The sequence below is a fragment of the Salmonirosea aquatica genome, assembly GCF_009296315.1.
Taxonomy (GTDB): Bacteria; Bacteroidota; Bacteroidia; order Cytophagales; family Spirosomataceae; genus Salmonirosea; species Salmonirosea aquatica.
Map to the genome: position 1 here is coordinate 4,881,314 of NZ_WHLY01000002.1, position 21,323 is coordinate 4,902,636.

General features: G+C 49.3%; 24 protein-coding genes. 3 read left to right on the forward strand and 21 right to left on the reverse strand.

Annotated features, from left to right (window positions below):
• Positions 1-2: 2 nt before the first annotated feature.
• The 9 genes from GBK04_RS21270 to GBK04_RS21310 all read right to left on the reverse strand — a co-directional run bounded on the left by GBK04_RS21270 (position 3) and on the right by GBK04_RS21310 (position 6,088).
• Entirely contained in the window at positions 3-305 is a 303-nt protein-coding gene (locus GBK04_RS21270) for a DUF1330 domain-containing protein (protein WP_152763167.1), read from the reverse strand.
• Between the two features lie 94 nt (positions 306-399).
• Positions 400-843, reverse strand: a complete 444-nt coding sequence (locus tag GBK04_RS21275) for a DMT family transporter (protein ID WP_152763169.1) — start codon at positions 841-843, stop codon at positions 400-402.
• A 48-nt stretch (positions 844-891) separates the two neighbouring features.
• Positions 892-1,641 (reverse strand): Type 1 glutamine amidotransferase-like domain-containing protein, encoded by a 750-nt coding sequence (locus GBK04_RS21280; RefSeq protein WP_152763171.1) that lies wholly within the window; start codon positions 1,639-1,641, stop codon positions 892-894.
• Positions 1,642-1,717: 76 nt separating this feature from the next.
• Positions 1,718-2,515, reverse strand: coding sequence for a phytanoyl-CoA dioxygenase family protein (locus GBK04_RS21285; RefSeq protein ID WP_152763173.1), 798 nt, complete (start codon positions 2,513-2,515; stop codon positions 1,718-1,720).
• Positions 2,512-2,859, reverse strand: a complete 348-nt coding sequence (locus tag GBK04_RS21290; protein ID WP_152763175.1) for a carboxymuconolactone decarboxylase family protein — start codon at positions 2,857-2,859, stop codon at positions 2,512-2,514. Before GBK04_RS21290 ends, GBK04_RS21285 begins: the two co-directional genes overlap by 4 nt.
• Before the next feature lie 211 nt (positions 2,860-3,070).
• Positions 3,071-3,586 carry a putative immunity protein gene (locus tag GBK04_RS21295; protein ID WP_152763177.1) on the reverse strand — a complete coding sequence of 172 codons (516 nt, stop codon included), beginning with the start codon at positions 3,584-3,586 and terminating at the stop codon, positions 3,071-3,073.
• 57 nt (positions 3,587-3,643) lie between these two features.
• The gene (locus GBK04_RS21300) at positions 3,644-4,723 is read right to left on the reverse strand and encodes a DUF5700 domain-containing putative Zn-dependent protease (protein WP_152763179.1); all 1,080 of its coding nucleotides are present in this window, start codon (positions 4,721-4,723) and stop codon (positions 3,644-3,646) included.
• Positions 4,724-4,782: 59 nt separating this feature from the next.
• Positions 4,783-5,469: a ribose-5-phosphate isomerase RpiA gene (gene rpiA, locus GBK04_RS21305; protein WP_152763181.1), complete on the reverse strand. Its 687-nt coding sequence runs from the start codon at positions 5,467-5,469 to the stop codon at positions 4,783-4,785.
• 190 nt (positions 5,470-5,659) lie between these two features.
• A complete protein-coding gene (locus GBK04_RS21310) occupies positions 5,660-6,088 on the reverse strand; it encodes a winged helix-turn-helix transcriptional regulator (protein WP_152763183.1) in 429 nt (142 codons plus the stop codon).
• Between the two features lie 137 nt (positions 6,089-6,225).
• Here GBK04_RS21310 and GBK04_RS21315 point away from each other — a divergent pair, with 137 nt between their 5' ends.
• On the forward strand, positions 6,226-7,095 hold the full coding sequence (locus GBK04_RS21315; protein WP_152763185.1) for an NmrA family NAD(P)-binding protein: 870 nt from the start codon (positions 6,226-6,228) through the stop codon (positions 7,093-7,095).
• A 37-nt stretch (positions 7,096-7,132) separates the two neighbouring features.
• On the opposite strand, the gene GBK04_RS21320 is transcribed toward GBK04_RS21315, so the two are convergent.
• The 5 genes from GBK04_RS21320 to GBK04_RS21340 form a co-directional block, all read right to left on the reverse strand.
• Entirely contained in the window at positions 7,133-7,504 is a 372-nt protein-coding gene (locus tag GBK04_RS21320) for a nuclear transport factor 2 family protein (protein ID WP_152763187.1), read from the reverse strand.
• A 669-nt stretch (positions 7,505-8,173) separates the two neighbouring features.
• On the reverse strand, positions 8,174-9,619 hold the full coding sequence (locus GBK04_RS21325; RefSeq protein ID WP_152763189.1) for an RNA/DNA-binding domain-containing protein: 1,446 nt from the start codon (positions 9,617-9,619) through the stop codon (positions 8,174-8,176).
• 178 nt (positions 9,620-9,797) lie between these two features.
• Positions 9,798-10,760, reverse strand: coding sequence for an APC family permease (locus GBK04_RS21330; RefSeq protein ID WP_373331474.1), 963 nt, complete (start codon positions 10,758-10,760; stop codon positions 9,798-9,800).
• Positions 10,652-11,134: an amino acid permease gene (locus GBK04_RS21335; protein ID WP_152763193.1), complete on the reverse strand. Its 483-nt coding sequence runs from the start codon at positions 11,132-11,134 to the stop codon at positions 10,652-10,654. Before GBK04_RS21335 ends, GBK04_RS21330 begins: the two co-directional genes overlap by 109 nt.
• 97 nt (positions 11,135-11,231) lie before the next feature.
• The gene (locus GBK04_RS21340; RefSeq protein ID WP_152763195.1) at positions 11,232-12,467 is read right to left on the reverse strand and encodes a spore maturation protein; all 1,236 of its coding nucleotides are present in this window, start codon (positions 12,465-12,467) and stop codon (positions 11,232-11,234) included.
• Between the two features lie 261 nt (positions 12,468-12,728).
• Between GBK04_RS21340 and GBK04_RS21345 the strand changes: the two genes are divergently transcribed.
• Positions 12,729-14,153 carry a phytoene desaturase family protein gene (locus GBK04_RS21345; RefSeq protein ID WP_152763197.1) on the forward strand — a complete coding sequence of 475 codons (1,425 nt, stop codon included), beginning with the start codon at positions 12,729-12,731 and terminating at the stop codon, positions 14,151-14,153.
• A 31-nt stretch (positions 14,154-14,184) separates the two neighbouring features.
• Here GBK04_RS21345 and GBK04_RS21350 read toward each other — a convergent pair whose 3' ends face one another.
• The 6 genes from GBK04_RS21350 to GBK04_RS21375 form a co-directional block, all read right to left on the reverse strand.
• Positions 14,185-14,565, reverse strand: coding sequence for a hypothetical protein (locus GBK04_RS21350; RefSeq protein WP_152763199.1), 381 nt, complete (start codon positions 14,563-14,565; stop codon positions 14,185-14,187).
• 80 nt (positions 14,566-14,645) lie between these two features.
• On the reverse strand, positions 14,646-15,107 hold the full coding sequence (locus tag GBK04_RS21355) for a GNAT family N-acetyltransferase (protein ID WP_373331192.1): 462 nt from the start codon (positions 15,105-15,107) through the stop codon (positions 14,646-14,648).
• Between the two features lie 79 nt (positions 15,108-15,186).
• Positions 15,187-15,558 carry a type II toxin-antitoxin system VapC family toxin gene (locus GBK04_RS21360; protein WP_152763203.1) on the reverse strand — a complete coding sequence of 124 codons (372 nt, stop codon included), beginning with the start codon at positions 15,556-15,558 and terminating at the stop codon, positions 15,187-15,189.
• On the reverse strand, positions 15,558-15,791 hold the full coding sequence (vapB, locus tag GBK04_RS21365; RefSeq protein WP_152763205.1) for a type II toxin-antitoxin system VapB family antitoxin: 234 nt from the start codon (positions 15,789-15,791) through the stop codon (positions 15,558-15,560). Before vapB ends, GBK04_RS21360 begins: the two co-directional genes overlap by 1 nt.
• 132 nt (positions 15,792-15,923) lie before the next feature.
• Complete coding sequence (locus GBK04_RS21370) at positions 15,924-16,838, reverse strand: TIGR01777 family oxidoreductase (RefSeq protein ID WP_152763206.1); 915 nt, start codon at positions 16,836-16,838, stop codon at positions 15,924-15,926.
• A gap of 48 nt (positions 16,839-16,886) precedes the next feature.
• Complete coding sequence (locus GBK04_RS21375) at positions 16,887-18,458, reverse strand: N-acyl-D-amino-acid deacylase family protein (protein WP_152763207.1); 1,572 nt, start codon at positions 18,456-18,458, stop codon at positions 16,887-16,889.
• Between the two features lie 151 nt (positions 18,459-18,609).
• Here GBK04_RS21375 and GBK04_RS21380 point away from each other — a divergent pair, with 151 nt between their 5' ends.
• Positions 18,610-19,482: an SMP-30/gluconolactonase/LRE family protein gene (locus tag GBK04_RS21380; RefSeq protein WP_152763208.1), complete on the forward strand. Its 873-nt coding sequence runs from the start codon at positions 18,610-18,612 to the stop codon at positions 19,480-19,482.
• Positions 19,483-19,601: 119 nt separating this feature from the next.
• Here the strand turns inward: GBK04_RS21380 and GBK04_RS21385 are convergent, their stop codons facing one another.
• Positions 19,602-21,317, reverse strand: coding sequence for a GMC oxidoreductase (locus GBK04_RS21385; protein WP_152763209.1), 1,716 nt, complete (start codon positions 21,315-21,317; stop codon positions 19,602-19,604).
• Between the last annotated feature and the right edge of the window lie 6 nt (positions 21,318-21,323).

Consider the following 21,323-nt stretch of genomic DNA (forward strand, 5'->3'; position numbering starts at 1 on the left):
GCTTATAATTTTACGCCTTTGAGCAGCCAAACGGATCGGATGGATTGCTCCTTCAAATGGACATATTTTTTCCGTTCCTCATCTTTGAAAAAAGCATCCAGATCTTCCTCACCGTCGAATTCCACCAGATGTATTTCGTAGGGGGTTTCTATGGTTTGTTCTATCATGGTGGAGGCAGCGGGTCGGTTTCTAAACAGAAGGCGTCCGTTGTACTTCGCAATCAAAGGGATCGCGACTGCTTCAAACTCGTTGAAGGTTTCTTCTTGACCATCAAGAATATAAATAAGTTGCGTAATGTAGATCATTGGTTCATGAATTTAGTAAGGTACCACTGTCGCCTGGCTGGCGTCAACAATGATTTGACGATGCAGATTACCTATTTTTGGTGAAATTGGAAAATCAGAATTTTCGAATGATAATGACTCCCGCGATGACCAGGGCGATGCCCAGGATTTTCATGGCATTGATCGGGTTCTGCTGCGCGACGAGTATGTTGTTGTGCTCAAGTACTACGGATAGAATCATCTGGCCGGCCACGACCAAACCGAACGTCAGGCCCGGCCCCAGCTTGGGAAATGCCAGAATAATGACCGTGACATAAAACGCTCCCAGCAAGCCCCCGATCCAGACGTAGCCCGGTGCTTCCCTGACGCCGGACCAAGAGATGCTCTGGCGGGTGAGGAGGATGTAGATAATCAGACCGATGGCTCCCACGACAAACGAAAACATGGAGGCGTAGACCGGACTTCCCGCCGCTTTGCCCAGTCTTGTATTGAGGCCCGCCTGAATAGGGAGAAAAGCGCCCTTCAAAAAGGCCAATACGATCCAGATGACTTTGTCCATCGTGTTATAAATCTGCTGTTTATGCTGTGCTGAATCAAGGAGGGTACCTTATTTGAGTAGGGTGGCTTCCAGTTTCTCCTCCACGACTTTTCCATTTTTCATGGAAACAAAGTAGGCGTTGTCTTTTTCGCTGACGGTCAGTACTTTGAATACTTTGCCGTTTTTGAAAATAATACCCGCTTTATCGTCGATGGCGTAGCCCGCCTTGAAAATCCCGTTTTCGATGTTCTTGAAATACAGCGGACGACGGTATTCCTCGCTGTGATAATGCGGGCAATGACTGAATGGTAGAAAACCCAGACCTTCCACTACGCTCAACTCCGCAGGCCGCGAATCGGTGGTACCGTTGTCGAACCAGCAGAGCGATCCGGCGCTGCCCCCGGCCAGTACGATTCCTTTTTCCAGGGCTTTCTTAAGTACCTTATCGATTCCCTGCGCTTTCCAGATCGCAATCATGTTGAGCGTGTTTCCGCCGCCTACCACAATCGCGTCCACATTCAGAAGTACCTCCTCGAACGACGCTTTCTGATTGTACGAACTGATCCAAACTTTCTGTACCGAAGGTTCTACCGGCAGGTCGTGTACCAGTTCGTACCAGCGGATAATGCCCTGTTCGCTGTCGCCGGAAGCCGTGGGCAGGAAACAGATCTTGGGGCGCTCCTTACCGGTCAGTTTGACGATTTCCAGAATGAATTGTTTAGAAGGTCCTCCACCACTGGGGAAAATGTACTGGTCCTGTGCCGTGGCGCGACTGACCGCAAAAACAGTGATCAGGCTAAGGAGTAGGGTTAATTTCATAGAATAAAATAGGTTAAAAATAGGGGGATAGTTTTCTGTCGCCCAAGATACTGCTTCTGCCGAATTATAGGTAGGGTTAGAAAAACGTTCCGTATTTAAATCCATCCACAATGGCCCTTTCAACCGGACAAAGCAACGCATATTCTTGGTCGAGCCTGAAGTCTGTTTTGGTCAGCAGAGGCGGCTGGGCCATGAATTTGGGCAAGGTACCCCGATGATCCTGCGCAGCGTGGGCCAAAAGAGGATGGCAGAGGTACACCGTGCCGGCTTCTCCCGTAGCCAGTACTTCCCTTCGGGAAGGTAATGCGTCGAGTTTTTGAGCCAGTTCCATGAAACTAAGACCCTTTTTGCCTTCAGGTTCCAGGAGCTTCGCCACGTCGCGATGCGAGCCTTCCCGAATCAGGGTAGGGGCGTCCCGCTGGGTTACGTCCGAGAACAGAAACAGCATCAGCAGCGCCCTTCCTTTGGAGTTTCTGTTGATCCGCCATTCCAGATAGTTGCCAGGGTTTTCGCCCGCAAAACTGGCATCGACGTGCCAGCCCGTGTCGGAGGCGGGCTCCGGACTCGGAAATCGGATCGGAAAGGTACCCAGGGACATCCGGGGTAGCCAATTGTCGTGGACCAGCTGGTCAAAGGCCTGATGCAGGCTGTCCGTATTGGCCGCTTTTCGGAAAGGTTCCAGGCCAATTTCTCCGATTCTGATTACGGGCTGCGTCCACGTTTCCGGCTTTTCGGGGTCGAGCTGGGTTGCTTTCCACAGAATATGGCGGCATTCATCCGCAACCGCCCGAGGAAACGCGTGGTCCACCCGGACGTATCCCAATTCGATGAAGTCCTCTATTTGTTGGGTCGTCAATCCTGTATCTACCTTCATTGCTTCGCCGGACTTACTTCATCAAAAAGGCGCATCGCCATCAGCCCGTTGCCAACAGCCCCCCCGGCGCGCAGGGCGGCCGCAATGAAGACGGTTTCGGCAATCTCCTCGCGGGTAGCTCCGGCCTTGACGGCGTTCTGGATGTGCGACTCGATGCAGTAGGCGCATTGGGTAGTCAGGGCTACGGCCACCGACATCAGTTCGCGGTACTTGACCGGAATGACGCCGTCGGCCCGCTCGGCCGTGTGCTTCAGGTTCATGAAGGCCGCCGATTCCTGGGGAGCCGCATTCAGCAAGGTGTTTACGTACGCCCGGTCTTTGGGCGTTTGGTATTCTTCGGTCATGGAGTATGGAGATAGTGAACAAAATGGGCGAATGGGGTACCTCTGGCCATAGTCGCCAGCAAAAAGACAAGGTATAAAAAAACGAAATTACGGATCGCAAAAAAGCGTTTTTATCGGGTGTTTTTCTGGATATAACTTACAGGATTGTCGCTGACTCCGGATACTATCAGAAGGTACCCCTTAGGATTTGGAGCTACTTTTTAACGTCCGGTCAGTCATTGAAAACAAACCAGCAGAGGTGGTTTCTTACTTTTTGGTCATCCAGAACCAGTTCACGGATCGCATCCGGAAGTTGGTCCCGTTGCCATTGGCATTCTTTATGTCCCGCCCTCTCCTTTTCTTCTTCTTCCACCGACTCTCTGACGGCTCTGATCGCGTAGGCGGCGGCACCCAGTTCGTGCGCCGCCACGTGGGCTACCGCCACAGCTTGTCCGGCGGCCAGAGCGGCAAACCGGGCCGCATCAGGCAGGCCTTTGGCAGCGGCGTTGGAGGCAAAAGCCGCCTGATGCGCCTCTTTCATAGGAATCTCACCCCGCACCCAGGCGCGCGTCAAGGCTATGGCTTGTCTGGGGCGGGTGTCGTCAGCATTAGCCTGCTCAAACAGAGGCAGCACGTGTTCGGCGCAAGTAGCCGCCCACAAGGCGAGCAATTGATGATCGGAATCGGTCAAGGTACCCCCGCGCCGGAGAGTTATGAATCGTGGATCTCTTTCTTTGGGTAAAATCATGAATCTACCTTTATTTTCAATGGCTGTTTTTTGAATGGGTACCTGGAAGTCAGGTACCTACAACCCTGCCATAAGTGCCAGCCGCTCGACGATGCGCTCAAATTCCTTTGAGAACTGGTAATAGTTATTCTCAGGTACCCTGGTCAGGGCTATATAGTCCCGCATAAACGTGAGAGGATTCGCTTTCAGGTAGCGCTGGATCATCGCCGCTTTCTCTGCTTCCGACTTGCCTTTTGACAGGCGGTTGAGCATTTGGTAGCCCATATAGTACCCTACTTCGTCCCAATTGCTACTGAAAAATACGCCGTAAAGCCGGTCAAAGTCACGCTCAGGATTATGATAGGCATCTACCAGCAGGTGGTCGAAGAGATAGTACGCCTGCCCCATTCGCTGCTCATTTTCCTGAAACGGCCGGAAAGAGGCGACGATACCTTTGGTTTGTTCGTACTTATCAGGATTGGCAATATAACTGGCCGATCCTTCACTCCACAGGTTTTCCAGCATCCCCAGTACCGTAAGGTCTGCGCTCAGTCCGAGACTGTCGAGTCGCTCCTGAAATGAATTGTCGGTAAAATACGCGCTCTGCGCGTTGTGAAACAGCTCGTGTTCGGCGATTGAATAGAGTACGTTGTAATCAAGCTGCAACTTCTGCAGCGAAATAAAAAACTCGTCGCGTTCTCCAAAGGTGTAGCCGGTCGCCCAGCCGCCCAGCATGGCGTAGATGTTGACCGTCAGCTTGGTTTCGGGCGGAAAATACGGGCCGAGTGAAGCCTGTAAGTCGCGAGACAGCCGGTCTTTGTTTGCTTCCACCGTTTTGATGAAAACGGCCATGGAATCCAGGTTCTGCACGATCATATCGTATTGCAGCCGGGCTTCTTTGGCATTCGGCTTTTCGCCTGCCTTGGCTTTCTTCAGCGCGGATACCATATCCAGCGAATCGATATTGAGTTTGCGCAGCAGCTTGGGGGTAGTCGGCAGCGCCATCAGGCCCCGAATGCCCGCGTCATCGAGGCGATCGGCCTGCAACAATTTCAGGGTAGTATGCGGATTCGAAAGGTCGAGGTTGAACTGAATCTGCTGCGCTATTACGTGGGTAACGGACATACACCAAAATAGTACGGGTAGAAGGGCTTTCATCGCAGGGGTAGTACTAGTATTGAATGTTGCGAATTTCTCTTTGCTTTTGTCATAGAAAGCTACGGATTGAGGTCGAAAGTTCTTGTCGTTGAACCGACCCCCATAATCACTTTTTTCGCCATCTGCACGAACAAGCCATGACCTACCAATCCGGCGATTCCGTTCAGTTCCGCCGCGAGCGAAGAGGGGTCGTTGATGGGACCGAAGTCGACATCGATGATATAATTTCCTTCATCAGTCACGTATTCGGTCGTTCCTGCCCTTCTTACGGTACCTGTCCCATTCAATTGACTGATTTGCTTCAAGACGAAGTTGGAAGCAAAAGGGATCACTTCAATCGGTAGTTTGAAGGTACCTAGCACCTCCACCTTTTTGGTAGAATCAGCCATGATGATGAGGTCCGTGCTCATGGAAGCCACGATTTTTTCCCGGAGCAGTGCCCCACCGCCGCCTTTGATCAGGTTGAGGGAAGAATCGAATTCGTCGGCGCCGTCGATGGTGATATCGATGGCATCGACGCTATTGATATCTACCAGAGGAATACCCAGGGAAGCCGCCAGATCCCGGGTGTGGTCGGAGGTGGGAATGGCCCTGATCTTCAAGCCGTTTTTGACCAACTTGCCGATCTCCCGGATCGCATACCCGGCCGTGGAGCCGCTACCGAGTCCGACGATCTGGCCGTTGGACAAGAGTTTGACTGCTTCTTTGGCCGCTAATTCTTTCTCAAATTCGATGGAGGTATTCATCTACCCAGAGATTCGGTTTTTGCTTTGTGAGGCTAAGGTCATCAAAATTAGTATGTGAAATGTTTCATCTACCACCTACCTATTCCATGGTTTTAAGAATATTCGGTTGGGGTATGAATTGTGTTCTTAAAGGAGAGCCGAAAAGTGACTTGTAAAGAAAAACGTCAACACTTAGCATTAAGAATAATGGCTAATCCGTAGCGGCCTCATCATCAGCCGAAAGGTTATCCATAATATTTTTTAGAAATTTTGTTTTGCTCTTTTTTACATCTGTGAGAAACGACGAACTATCATCGGTGTTAGATAGATACTCCCCTCCCCATAGAGCAATTTCGACTAAAACAGGTATTAAAGCAATACCTTTTGGGCTGAGTTTATAAAGTCCTTTTACCAGATTACCCGGATATGGTAATCTGGTGATTATTCCATTATCCTCCAAGAGCTGTAGTCTGTTGGCCAATATATTCGTTGCTATTTTTTCTTCGGACTTTCTAAAATCCCCGTACGTACGAGATTTATATAGCATTAAGTCCCTCACTATCAATAGCGACCATTTGTCTCCGAAAATATCCAATGACGAGCTTATTGGGCAATCGGAGCGCATTTCAGCTGATTTCATAACTTTTTTGTTTGTTTTCTACTTGCATATCGAAAGTAAAAGTTTAACTTTGTGCTTGCAATATGCAAGTAATAATTTTGTTTATCACTTGCATATCAAAAGCAATTTAATCATTTGAAACAGTAAAATAGTATATCATGGCAAAAATAGTAGTAACAGGAGCTAGCGGAGCAATTGGAAAAAGTACCGTTGAGCATTTGTTAAAAAAAGGTGTCCCCGCAAGTCAAATTATCGGACTTTCTAGAAAAAAGGAAAGTCTGGAGGACTTAGCTGCAAAAGGCGTGGAAGTACGTGAAGGTGATTATTTTGATTATGACTCCTTACTACGTGCGTTTGACGGAGTTGAGAAAGTAATGCTTACCAGTACAGTAGCTTTTACAGACCGATTTACCCAACATTATAATGCGATTACCGCTGCCCGCCAAGCTGGGGTTAAGCATGTAGTGTATATGGCAATTATGCGTAAAGAAGGTTCGGGACGTATTATACCTGAAGTTACGGAATCAGACCTTTTTACGGAACAGGTACTTAAATCCTCAGGGCTTGATTATACCATTGTATACCACCCGCCTTTTACGGATGCTTTACCGCTCTACTATGGTCCCAATCCTTATGAAAATGGAATAAAAGTTCCGGCCAACGAGGGAAAAATGGCACCGGCAACAAGAGATGAACTGGCGGAAGCGCATGCGGTAATTCTTTCTACCCCAGGGCACGAAAACAAAACCTATTCATTAGGTGGTTCTAATGCTATTTCGTTTTCTGACATGGCAAGAATTCTTGCGGACATAAAAGGACAGCCTGTTGCTTTTACTACCATTACCGCAGAAGAATATATTGATGAGAGAGTTGTGAAAGGAGTTCCCCGTCAGGTTGCCGAATTTATAACGGGTTGGGTGCTGGCCATTGAAGGAGGTGAATTCGCATATCAATCAGGTGATTTGGAGGGGTTGATAGGCAGAAAGACAAAGACTTTCAGAGAACTCATGGAAACAACATTAGGTTAGAATACTTCCGATAGTTTTTTCGCTGTGCAATTTTTACTTAAAAATTATTATCTTTTAATTCATCAGATTCAACTACGAACGCTACAAGTTCTGCCAATTTTCCATCGCGAATCTTCCAGACATCACAATAAGAAAATGTGTCCGTTTTTCCATTTTTATTTAATACGGTAATAACACCAAGCGCAGTAAGGTACTCATTCTCGGCAATTAAATTTTTCACAACATTTTTTGGTGGTTCAATGTATTCGTTCAACATCCAATTTCGTACTTCCTCTTTTCCGTTTAGAACCTGGTCTCCGATAAATGTCCATTTTGTATCGTCGGTGCAGTAATTAAGAAATTCTTCATAATTACCCGTAGTAACAGCATCGTTTGCTTTTTTCAGTATGGCTTTATTATTTTCAGTCATAGCCTTTTCTCTATCAATTAATTTTATTTATTTTCCAAGTTCGATTTCACTTCATTTTTAGATTTGTCGTATACATAAAATCTTTAACCGTGACTATCTATAATACTATTATTTTATTCATATAGTATTATTGTTAATCCCCTCAATATACCTACCATAATCAAGGGCCCAAATAGCATAAAAATGATATAGATAGGCCTCAGTTCTTTAAGTTGATCGGATGGCCAGTTTTTATCAATCGGATACCTTGCTATTCTTTTTAATAGAAAATGTGGTATATAAATAGTAATAATTAATATCAATGCATAAAAAATGGCTATTGTAAAATAATTTACTAAATCAAATAAAGCGGATGGTTTTAGACCTATTTTACCGAGGGGTATGAGAACTATCGCTAGTAGTGTGAAATTATAAAAAAGCAGACCTAAACCAAAAAAAACTGGTATTGCGATTCCGCGTATGCGTCATCTTTGTTATGTTTAGTTTCATTATAGCAGTAGTCTCTAAAACTTCTCAGAAAATCTAGTACCATAAATAGTTGAAAGTATTTTTTTTACCGAGGTCTTTTTGCAAATTCTTTCCCTATGGCCTTATTAGGTACCCTCACAAATTAATTGTGCCAAGGTTTATAGGGACACAGGCCACGGATTAGGGAATTAGGAAAATAGCTTAAAAGATGGATAACTGCCCTTTATTGTCAAGATTATTGTTGCCTGAATTTTCAGGTTTTCCTTTTAATAACCAGCGCGAAGACGGGCCTTTCCTTGCTGGATCCAAATATATTAATTCTCTATTTTGTAGTCTTTGAAAGACTCTTTTCATTTCATTTTCAGACTCAATGCCAGTTAACTCTCTACCCTTAGTATTTGTAATTTCATTATGTTTTTGAATATAATTCATAACAATCTCCTCAGGAGACGCTAATGGTTCATGGAGAATCTTCACTAATACAGAGTTATCTGTTTCCGTAATAACAGGGAACTTTAACTTTAACTTTTTTAGAGCCTCAAAAGCAGTATTTAGACCTTCTCCAATATCTTTATTAGGAGGATTAGGAAATTTGTTAATAATCCTGACAAGCGACCCATTTCTTGCAAGTTGCTCTGATAAAATATTATTTGGGGAAATATGGCCAGGAAGTCGCCCCGGACTTTCAATTTCAATTCTATTATCAAAGATCCTTATGTGAATGTCTTTATTTATGCTATAATCTCTGTGTAAAATGGCATTGGTTATTATTTCATGTAGTGCTTCTATAGGATAGATTATTTTTTCTAATCCTTTATCCGTAAGAATTTTAATATCTTCAACCAATTTGATTACTTTATTTACTGTTTCATAAATCTGGTCATACATTGGCCCCTCAACCGTAATAGGTTCAAATGCTAAATTTTCCCTCTTTCCAATCTCATCTCTTGTTTTATATCTATATACTTTTACTCCTGATTGTTTAGGTAAAGCAGCTTGCGGCTCATCGCTATATAACAATATTCCGGCTACAGTTGGTAGATCGTTAATAATTAAAATCTGTTTCTTTAACCAACTTTCAGGTGTAGTTGTAGGAATTACAATTTTAATAAATCTTTGAAGTATTTCACTATCAATAATTGTTGTTTTTGGTATATTAATAGTCTGCCTTTCAAATGTTGTAATGCCTTTATCATATTCAAGCCTTTTTAAGTCTTCGAGAGTTTTTATAGGGATATTTTGAGCACTTTTTCTTACATAGGGAGTACCATCTGAGGCTTTGCATATTGCATTAGTTTTATTTATAGATACATGAAGTACGAAACTAGATTCGTCCTCGGTCTCCAAAAATTCATAAGAGAAGTAATTCCCAAATGGAAACAATTCAGTAAAAATCTGAATATGACCATTAGCTGACTCCTGAGTATTAAAGCCGTCCCATACTCTATGGCTAATAATACCATTATGCTTAATTTCTGAAATGCCAATATATACATCTCCACCATCAGAATTCGAAAAAGCAGATATAGTTTTGGTTAATTTCCTAGGTTGTATATCTTTCGATTTTAATTCGTAAAAATGTCCCTCAGATAGATTTAGTACCCTATCTCTTTGCTCATCGCTTATTTTTTTTATATCTATGCTCATAAACAGATGATTAGGAGTGAAAATTATTTACAATATATTACTAATAATTTATAATTACATCCAACTTATTTACTTGGAGTTTTCGTCATTATAGACCTTCCATCTTTTGTCCCACACTTTCTCTTCAACGTTTTCTTTATGTCCACAGACCTTACGCGTAGCCAACTGTAACATTTTCCTACTTCCCCCGCCGCAGCACCCAATACAACGGCGCGCCTCCCAGAAACAGCAGCCACCCAATCAAAGCCGAAGAGGGATCGGTTATAATCACATTGGCCGCTACCACCAGCAGAAACAGCACAAAGAAGGCGGGCAGCCAGGGGTACCCCCAGATTTTGAAACCCCGGTGCGGGTCGGAGGTACCTGCCCGCCGCCTAAACACAAACAGCGTGGCGGCGGCACTGGCGATGGCGAGGCTGTCGATGGACATCACGTAGTTCACGATTTTCTCGAAGGTATCGAGCCACCACAGCGAGCCGATGGCCGTCACCACCAGAAAAGTGAGGGCAAACTCCTGCGTCTGGGTTTTGGGGTTGATTCTCTTAAAAGAAGCGGGCAGAATATTGTCGTCGGCCATGGCGTAATACACACGAGGTACCGACAGCATGGTGGCATTGATGAACCCCAGCACCGACATAAAAATGGCCAGCGAGAAAAAGATTTCGCCCCACGGCCCGAAAAGTACCCGCGCCAGGTCGGCGGCGATGAGGTTGGAGCTTTGGAGCCCCACGAAGCCCAGCGCCCGGTAGTAGGCAAAGTTGATCGTCAGGTACAGGCCCAGCACCAGGCCCATGCCGATGAAAATACCCCGCGGCGTGTTGCGCACGGGATCTTTGATGTCGGCCCCGAAGTTGAGCGTTTGCTGGTAGCCGCCGTAGGTATAAAACACGGCGATCAGGCTGGCCCCGAAGGCCGTAAACCAGGAGGTACCCGGCATGGGCGGGATAATGACGGAATAAGGGCCAGTGTCGGACGAGCCGGTCGAGAAAATGCCCAGGCAAAGTACCAGCATCATGATAATTTTGGAACCGCTCAATAGGTTTTGGGTGCGCGAGCCGGCCCGGATGCCCAGCAAATTGATGACATAAAAAAGCAGCAGCGTGACGATGGCGGTCCCCTGTATGCCCCGGCGGCTGTGCAGTACCTCCGGCAGCAGTGGATTGATGTACTCCGATCCCAGCAGCGCCACGCCGGCCATGCCCGCCCGTAGGTGAGCACCAGTACCCAGTTGATCATGAAGGCGTAGAGCGGGTGGAAGGCCGTGGAAATGAGCTTATAAAATCCGCCCGGAAAGTGGTGCCGCGACCCGATTTCGGCAAAGACCAGCGCACCGATCATGCTGACGATGCCGCCCACGACCCAAGCCGAAAAGAAGATTTCGGGCGAGCCCGCCTGCCGCGCCACGATGACGGGCGTGCGGAAAATGCCCACGCCGATGACGAGGCTGATGACAATCATGCCTACGTCGAAGGCGTTGATCTGCGGGCGAATTTCGTTGGAGATAGGTTCAGGCATAGGATGTAAATGGGATACGGCCCGTCTTTTTGAATGAAAAAGCTTTTGAAATATAAAAATGGGAAAGATGCCGGTGCTGAAACGCGGTCAGCGTTAATCAATGAAAAAAGAGGTACCCCAGCCAAATCCCGGCCAGCACCCCGACAAAATCGGCGATGAGTCCGGCGACGATGGCGTAGCGGGTATTCTTAATCCCCACCGAACCAAAGTATAAGGCGATGATATAAAGCGTAGTATCCGCCGAGCCCTGAAAAATACACACCAGCCGCCCGATGAACGAATCCGGCCCGAACTCCTTCATGGCGTCGATCATCAGGGCACGGGCACCGCTGCCGCTGAGAGGTTTCATCAGGGCTACGGGCAAAGCATCGGTAAACTCGGTATTGAAATTGGCAAACGAAAAGAGGTACTTGAAGCCATCAACCATATAATCCATCGCCCCACAAGCCCGGAACGCGGCAATCGCCACCAGCATCCCCACGAGGTAGGGTATGATGACTACCGACGTACTGAAGCCCCCCTTGGCCCCCTCGATGAACGCATCGAATACATTCACTTTCTTGTACAATCCCCCCAAAAGAAACGACGCAACGATGAGCAGCAGGATGGCGTTCCCCACGACGACCGATACCGCCTCGATCTGTTCCTTGGGAAGTTGCGCGAGAAAATAAAGTCCCAGCGCGATGAACAGCGTCAATCCGCCCAGGCCGAACATCACCGTGCGGTTGAACAGGTTGAGCCGTTGCCAGGCCGCCGTAATCAGCATACTCACCACCGTGGTGACGTAGGTACCCACCACGCACGGAATGAACACGTCGGAAGGACTTTCGGCTCCCAGAATGGCGCGCTGGGCAATGATGCTCAACGGAATGATCTGCAAGCCCGAGGTATGCAGGACCAGGAACATGATCTGCGCATTGGAGGCCGTGTCGGGATCGGGATTGAGGGTTTGCAGACTCTGCATCGCTTTCAGTCCGAAAGGTGTGGCGGCGTTGTCGAGGCCGATCATATTGGCAGCAAAATTCATGATCATCTCGCCGTTCGCGGGGTGATCGCGGGGTACTTCGGGAAACAGTTTATTGAAAAAAGGGCCGATGACCCGCGCCAGCACGTTGATGGCCCCGGCTTTCTCACCCACATTCAGAATACCCAGAAAGAAAGTCATAACACCCGCCAGCGGCAGAGCAATGTCCATCACGGCCACTTCGGCCATATCGAGCATGCCCTCCACCACGAGTTTGAAGGTAAGCGTGTCGCCCAGGAAAATGAATTTGATCAGCGCGATGACAAACGCGATGAGAAAGAAGAAAACAAAAATGTAGTTTAAAGCCATGCGGAGGAGGATCGGTTCGGGTCGCTGTTCAGCCAGACTTTGCAAAATAGCGTTCTTTGGGGTAAAATTCCGTGTGCAGGGCGGTTAAAATTACCCGGTGGTGGCAATTGACTGACAAACTTTCTAAATTCCAGCCCGATGCTGCTGACATGTTCTCTTCTTTTAAAGAGTAAAAAGGCAATCGGTGGCTCGACAAGGGGTACCTGTCGGGGAAATTGAAGAAGCGATGAGGTAGTCCCTGTATATTAAAACCATAGGCCAATGGCCGTAACATATGATGCCCTAGTGGTAGGTGCAGGGCCCAACGGTCTGTCGGCGGGAATCGTACTGGCTCGGGCCGGACTTTCGGTGTTGATCGTCGAGCGGGCGGGTACCCTGGGGGGGAGTGCGCGTTCCGAATCGCTTACACTGCCCGGATTTATTCATGATGTGGGCGCGGCGGTGGTACCGCTGGCCGTCAGTTCGCCCTTTTTTCAAAGCCTGCCGTTACACCAGCACGGGCTTGAATTCATTTTTCCTCCGGTGGCCCTGGCCCATCCGTTCGATACCGGCGCTGTAGCCACGCTGGTTGGCTCGGTAAGCGACACGGCCCGTACCCTGGGCCGGGATGGGGGTACCTATGAAGGTTTGCTCGGGCCATTGGTGCGGCAGTGGCCCGGCCTGGCCCACGATCTGTTGAGTCCTTTGCAGTGGCCACGGCATCCGGTCGATTTTGTGCAATTTGGCATAAAAGGACTGTTGCCCGCTACGATCCTGGCCCGACGTTTCAAGACCGCCGAGGCCAGGGCAATGCTGGCGGGTATGGCGGCCCATTCGTTTCAACCCCTCACCAGCGCCACTACCGCTGCGATTGCTCTGGTACTGATGGCTGCGGGACACCACCAGGGTTGGCCCGTGGCCCAGGGAGGTACTCAAAGCATTGCCAATGCGCTGGGATCGTATTTCAAATCACTCGGGGGCCGCATAGAACTGAATCGCCAGGTGAATGATTTGAGCGAGCTTCCTAAGGCAAAAGCCATCCTTTTTGACCTGACGCCCCGCCAGATTCTACGCATTGCCGGAGACCGGTTTTCTGGTATTTATCGGAAACGATTGGAAAACTACCGCTACGGCCCCGGGGTCTTCAAGGTCGACTGGGCTTTGAACCGACCGATTCCTTTTTTGAATGCTGAGTGCCAAAGGGCCGGAACGGTACATATCGGTGGCTCGCTGGAAGAAATCCGACAGGCCGAGCAAATGACCGCCGATGGGTACCTGCCCGAGAAACCGTTTGTGCTACTGGCGCAGCCGAGCCGGTTCGATTCGAGCCGGAGTCCGGCGGGAAAACACACGGCCTGGGCTTACTGCCACGTTCCCAATGGCTCGCTGGTCGATATGACCGAACGCATCGAGCGTCAGGTCGAGCGCTTTGCGCCGGGATTTCAGGATACTATTCTGGCGCGAAGCACCCTGAATACGGCGCAGGTCGAGCACTGGAATCCGAATTGCATCGGCGGCGATATCAACGGCGGAAACATGGATTGGCGACAATTCCTGACCCGGCCGATTGTGAGTTTCAATCCCTACCAAACGTCGGACCCGAATCTATACATCTGTTCGTCATCTACACCGCCCGGTGGAGGCGTACACGGCATGTGTGGGTACAATGCCGCGCGGGCGGCACTACGGGGCACCTTTGGTCAATGAGCTGATACGCCCGCTAGCTGGGCAGGGTACCTTATTTGCCAACTTTATCCACTGGCCTGAAACGCAGCGCACTCCACGTGTCGTCAATGGAAATAGCGGCTACGGTCGTGATACCATATTCTTCGCCGGTGGCCCGGAGGGTATCGCGGTTGATGTCGGTTTTTAGCTTTGAGGTACCTTTGGGATACGCAAACCATAGCACGCTGTCTGGTTCGATAGTATCCAAATCGCTTTCAAGGAAGCTCACATATTCCTGGTTGTTGTTGACAAAAACCAGAGTATCGGTACTTTTTGACTCTTTATCAAAGCCGGACTTCAAGCCGAGTTTCAGGAATTCCTCCTCGATGGTTTTCGGCGCATTCAGAACAATACCATCGTTCTTGAACCTGAGTTTTTTCAATGTGCTTAGCATGAGCTGAGGTCGGTTGAGCTTGAAGGTTGAATGAAGTGAGGCTTCTGCTCCGGCACGCCTGGCCTAGCGATGGGAGTTATCTAATTGGGCTTGCTTTCCGGATTTAAGATATAAAAAAAGTGGGTAGCCTGTAATTCACCGCTCACGGGCGTGGAGCGATAGAAATCGACAGCCTGATCGTCGTCTGCTTCTGCCTGCACGAACACTTCCCTGAATCCATTCTGACGGCCATACTCCATTACTGCGGCCATCAGCTTTTTACCTACCCCCTTACGCTGATATTCCGTAGCCACCGCCAGGTCGTATACATAAGCCGAGGGTAAACCCACTTCGTAGTTTTCAAGAATATGGACGGTCAGGCCACCGATCACGGTGCTCTCCTGTCTGGCCACGAAAACCTTGAAATTGGGATTGCCCATTATTTTTTCAAGGTACCCTATCTGGGGTGGTTTGACGTTCTGCCATTCGAAAACCTTCTCGAAGATTCGGAGTAGAGCCTGAAAGTCTCGCCCATCGCTGGGTTGCAGTATGTTGATTTCCACTTCCAAATTGGTTTTTGGCTCGTATATACCGATGACCCACCACCCAAGGTACCCTTACGTAAATCAAACTATATAACTTTCAAGCCAGCAAATCCACATCGTAAAGCGCAAAATTGGAGTCTTTGGTCATGATTGTAAAACCATCGGTTTGGGCCTGAGCGATCAAAATTCTGTCAAAGGGATCGCGATGATGCAAGGGAAGTTGCTGATAAGCCAATAGATGCGAAGTGGCAATAGGAAGTAGCTCAAACTCGGCCGGAATTAATTGGTCGAGCGGATAGATGATAGTAAGCTTGCCGATGTTGGTCTTAATAGCAATCTCCCAGAGAGACGCAATGCTTACGAATTTTTGATTACGGTGTGATTGAATTTGCTCACGCCAGCTCATAGGCAAAGTTTCATCGCCCATGATATACCATATAAGAATGTGGGTATCGAGCAGTAGCCGCATCAGAACATGTAATCTTTTAGATCATCGAGCGGTGCGTCGAAATCTTCGGCCATATAGGTGATCAAACCTTTTCCTGCTCCAAACTTATTGGGTAAACGGGCAAACGATTCCTGGCTGGTAGTTTGGCTTTTAGCTTTTTTAAAAGCCAGAAATTGGATAAAGTCCAGCACCTCGGCCTGGAGCTCCGGTGGTAGCTGACTGGCTTTTTCCTGGATTTCTTCTGAAACGGACATGATGCTATGCGTTTTTGTCAAAGTCTAACGATCAAATCTAGCGTTTTATGGCCTGATTACCAAGTTCACTCCCGACGCTGATTGGTTCGTAACATCCAGCTTTACAAGGGGCTGGAGAAGCACAGATTAGAACTAGCGAACGATAAGATCGTCCAATGCCTGCTCCAAGGTAGGGTACCTGAATTTGAATCCTTCTTGCTCAATCCTTTCGGATTTCACATACCTTCCATAAAGTACCAACTCCGGGTCGGTATTGAATATGAATTTTGCCCCGATTCGGGTTATGAATTCCGGCGCAGGTACCCCAATGGGAATATGCATTTTCTTTCGCATCAACCGCATGAATTCTTCATTGGATACAGGACTGGGCGCGCTTGAAATATAGATGCCTTTATACGACTCATTCATGATCGCCTGGTATATGATCTCATTCATATCATCCTCGTGTATCCAGCTCATTCCTTGGCGGCCATGCCCTACGGTACCTCCCAAACCAAGTCGGACTATTTTTTGCAAACTAGCCAGTGCGCCCCCATTTTTCCCGATTACAAAACTAGTTCGGAGGATAACTCCTCTTGTATCGCCAGGGATTGATTCTTTGAAAGCTTTTTCCCAGGCCTTTCCAACAAATGGAGCCAAGCCATAGCCAGTTGATGAAGATTCTGTACATACTTGCTCGGGTGGATCTCCATAAATATGGGCGGTCGACATCTGTATCCATATTTTTGGGGGATTGTCAACCAGAGTGAGGGCTTTTCCAATGATTCTGGTAGAATCCACTCTCGATCTAAGAATCAAATCACAATTATCAGGAGTTTTGATACAATCTACGGTCTTGCCTGTCAGATTTACCAGTGCTTTGGAATTTGATAGTTCACTTACCCATTCCCCAATCGAAATGGAATCCCAACTTCTGAAATCATATTGTATGGGTCCTTTCGGTTTATGCCGGGCAACCACGATGGGATGAATTCCTTTCTTAATACAATGATTGGCAAGACTTTGTCCTATAAAACCTGTACCTCCAAAGATTACTACTTTTTCCATTTAACCTGGGAGTTGATAATGGTGGGAATACAATAAACAGCTGTTCGCTTATTGCTTTTTTAACGTTGACCCATTCCTCACACCTGTATGCTTCCCCTCATCGACCGTCAAGGCTCCATTCACGAGGACATACTTGAACCCTACTGAATAGGCGTGGGGTTGGGCAAACTCCGCCGCATCGGATACGGTAGCTTCGTCGAATATGACAAGGTCAGCGGCCATGCCGGGCAAGAGCAGGCCGCGGTCGCGGAGGTTGAACTTCTGGGCGGGTAGCGAGGTCATGCGGCGGATGGCTTCCTCAAGGCGGATCACTTTCTGGTCACGAACATACCGGCCCAGGACCCTGGCATTGGTACCATAAGCGCGCGGGTGCGGCATGCCGGCGCCAAAGCGTGCAATGCCGGCATCGGAGGCAAACATATTGAAGGGGTACTGCATGATGCGTACCAGGTCTTTTTCATCCATGCTGAAGTATACCATCTGGGTACGGTTGGTGGCCGTTACCATGTCCAGAATGGTCTCCACTTCATCGCTGGCTTTGGCTTTGCGGCCTTTGAGTAGGTTGATCTGGCTGATAGTTTTGCCATTGTAGGTGGTATCCGGCGCGTAGCGGGCCACGAGTGCATAGTCGAAGCTTTTGAGTTTTTTCTTTTTCAGATTGTTCGTCATTTCCTTTTTAATCTGCTGACGAATAGCCGGATCGCTGAGCCGGGCGTGCAGGGAGTCGCGCCCACCACTGAATGCCCAGGTCGGTACGGTGGTATCGAGCGTGGTGCTGCTGGCCACGTAGGGGTACTGATCCACGGTTACGTCCAGTCCTTCCCGACGGGCTTTTTCCACCAGCGCCAGCGTTTCGGCCGAGCGGCCCCAGTTAGGTTTGTAGGTGACTTTGAAATGTGAAATCTCAACGGGCATGTTGGCCTCCCGCCCGATGGAAATGGCTTCATTGACGGCCTCGGCTACGTCATCGCCCTCATCGCGGATGTGCGAGGCATAGGTACCCCCCTGTCGGGCCGCTGCTTTGGAGAGGGCCAGCACTTCGGGCGTTTTGGAGTAGGTACCCGGCACGTAGATGAGCCCGGTCGAGATACCTACGGCTCCTTCTCGCATGGCTTTTTCGACCAGCGCTTCCATTTGGACCAGTTCGGCGGGAGTAGGGTCGCGCTGGGCTTCGCCCATCACGGCCCGGCGCACGGTGTTATGACCGATCAAGGAAGCAATATTGATGGAGGTTTTGAGCGAATCCATCTGGGCAAAGTAACGCCCCATATCCAGATTGGAGCCCCCGCAGTTGCCTGTTACGACAGTCGTGACGCCGTCGTAGATGAAATTATCGGCCGTCGGGGTGACGGCTTCGGCACCTTCGATGTGCGCGTGTACGTCGATAAAGCCGGGCGTCACCACCAGCCCTTTGGCGTCGATGATCTGCCGGGCCTCTTCCTGAATCTGTTTTCCGATGGTCTTAATTTTGCCGTCTTTTATCCCTACGTCCCCGTAAAACCACGAGTTTCCGGTTCCGTCAATGATGCGGCCGTTTTTGATCAGCACGTCCAGCGACTGCGCCAAAAGGGTAGGCGGGAGGAAAGTAAGGGCCAGCAGCAGAGTGGGAGAGAAGCGCATGGGTGAGGGAGTTTAACCAGGGAATGTCGTACTGACGAATATAGGTCAATTTATTAAAAATGCGGATAATCAGATTAGAAAAACACTATTTTCTACTTTGGTAACCTGGTCTTTTCAAATCATTTTCCATCAACCAAAACCACCTGAATTCATGAATACCAAACCTCTTGTTTTGCTGGCATCGCTGGCGATTTTTGCCGCCTGTGATTCTTCCAAAAAAGAAGAAGGCACCGGCCAGGACACCACCGCCGTAGCTACCATGACTCTGGAGCAGGTATGGGCTACCGACACAACCCTCCGGACTCCCGAATCCGTTTTGCTGGATGATGCGAACAATATGCTGTATGTATCGCTCATCGATGGGCAGGGAGGCGATAAGGACGGTAAGGGCGGCATTGCCAAGGTAGGTACCGACGGCAAGATCATCGACGCCAACTGGGTCACCGGCCTAAGCGCTCCCAAAGGCATGGCCATCACGGGCGGGCAGCTCTACGTGACGGACCTCACGGAACTTGTGCAGATAGACTTAGCTACCGGGAAAATAGCGAAGAAGATTGCCGTCGATGGCGCCGAGGGATTGAATGACGTCACTGTGGACGGAAACGGTACCATTTATTTTTCGGACAAGAATGCCGGAAAAATCCATACCTACAAAGACGGACAGGTAGGTACCTACCACGAGGGAATCGACAATCCGAACGGCGTACTGGCGATAAGCGATGGGCTGCTCTATACCGAAAGCGGCAAGCTTCAGAAGCTGGATGCACAGAAAAACGTAACGACCCTGGCCGAAGGAATGGATAAAAGTACCGATGGCATCAGTGAGGTAGGCCCGGGTGAGTACCTGGTATCATGCTGGGCGGGTGAGGTATATCACGTGAAGCCTGATGGTACCACCCAAAAACTACTCGACACGAAAGACGCCAAAAGCAATACGGCCGACATCGGCTACGACGCTGCGAAGAAAATCGTATACGTACCCACGTTCTTTAAGAATACCGTAGTGGCGTATCAGTTGAAGTAGCAATCCGCTAACTGCGAATTAGAATAATGACAAAGGCTGCAAAGACACGGGAATTACACTTGTGTTTTTGCAGCCTTCACTATTTAAAAGAGGCTGGTCGCCGAAAGCCGACTGCCAATCTAGATATTCTTCTTCTTCATTTCCTTCACCGCAAAGTCGGCGGCGCGGGCCGTCAGAGCCATGTAGGTAAGCGAGGGATTCACGCAGGAGGCGGAAGTCATACAAGCGCCGTCGGTCATGAAGACGTTGGGCACGGCGTGTACCTGATTGTTGCCATTGAGCACCGACGTCTTCGGATCACGGCCCATGCGGGCGGTACCCATTTCGTGTATCGCCATGCCCAGGTAGGAGCCCCGGTCGTAGGTTTTTACGTTTTTCAGGCCTGCACTTTCCAGCATTTCGGCGGCATCGTTGGCCATATCTACCCGCATTTTTTTCTCATTCTCCCGCAAATCGGCATCAAATACGGCCAGCGGCATGCCCCACTTGTCCTTCTCGGTGGGGTGCAGGTACATCTGGTTTTCGTAGTAGGGTAGGGTTTCACCAAATGCCCCGATGCCCATCTGCCAGTTGCCCGGCTCGGTCATTTCTTCCTTGAAGTCGGCACCGAAACTCAATTCTGCAATGCCCCGCTTCCAGTCTTCGCGGCTGCCGCGTCCCTGGTACCCAAAGCCCCGCAGGTAGTCACGCTTGTCGTTGCCGATGTTGCGATAGCGCGGAATATAAATGCCATTAGCCCGGCGGCCGTAGTAGTATTTGTCCAGGTCACCTTCCCAATCGCCATTGGCACCGGTGCGGAAGTGGTGGTCCATCAGGTTATGGCCCAGTTGTCCCGAATCGTTGCCCATGCCGTTGGGAAAACGGTTGGATTTGGAATTGAGCATGATCATGGTGGAGCCCAGGGTACTGCCGTTCACAAAGATGAGTTTGGCATTGTAGATGCGCTCTTCCAGCGTCACGGCATCCACCACGCGCACACCCGTGGCGCGCTTGGCGTTTTCATCGTAGATGAGGTTGGTCACCATCGAATCGGGACGCAGGGTCAGGTTGCCCGTTTTAGCGGCCGGTGGCAGGGTACATGACTGCGTACTGAAATACGCCCCGTAGGGACAGCCCAACGAGCATTTGTTGCGGTACTGGCACGGGGCGCGACCCACGCCGAGCTGCTCCTTACGGGCTTCGGAGAGGTTGGCCACGCGGCCAATGGTCATATTCCGGCCGGGGAAATTTTTCTCGATCCGCTTGCGGACTTCTTTTTCCACGCAGAACATCTCCATCGGGGGCAGGAAATCACTGTCGGGGAGTTGGGGTAGGCCCAGCTTTTCGCCCGAGATGCCCGCGTGCTTTTCTACGTAGGAGTACCAGGGGGCAATATCCTTGTAGCGAATGGGCCAGTCGACGGCGATGCCTTCTTTGGCGTTGGCTTCGAAGTCGATGTCCGACAGGCGGTAGCATTGCCGTCCCCACATGATGGACTTGCCGCCCACGATGTTGGGCCTGAACCAGTCGAACCGCTTTTCTTCTTTGTAGTTCGCGTCGGTGTCCTTCATCCAGTACTTCTCGGTCATCTCGTTGTACGGGTAGTCACGCGACAGCTTGGGGTGGGTTTCCTTCTGCTCTTCGGTCAGCTTGCCATTGTATTGCAGCTCCCAGGGAGCTTTGGTGGCGTTTTCGTAACCGGTCACATGTTCGAGCTGCCTGCCGCGCTCGAGCATGAGTACTTTCAGACCTTTTTCGGTCAGTTCTTTGGTGGCCCAGCCGCCGGATACCCCCGAGCCAATCACGATGGCATCGTAGGTCATTTCTTTCTGGGCGTCAATGTTTAGATAAGACATCGTAAG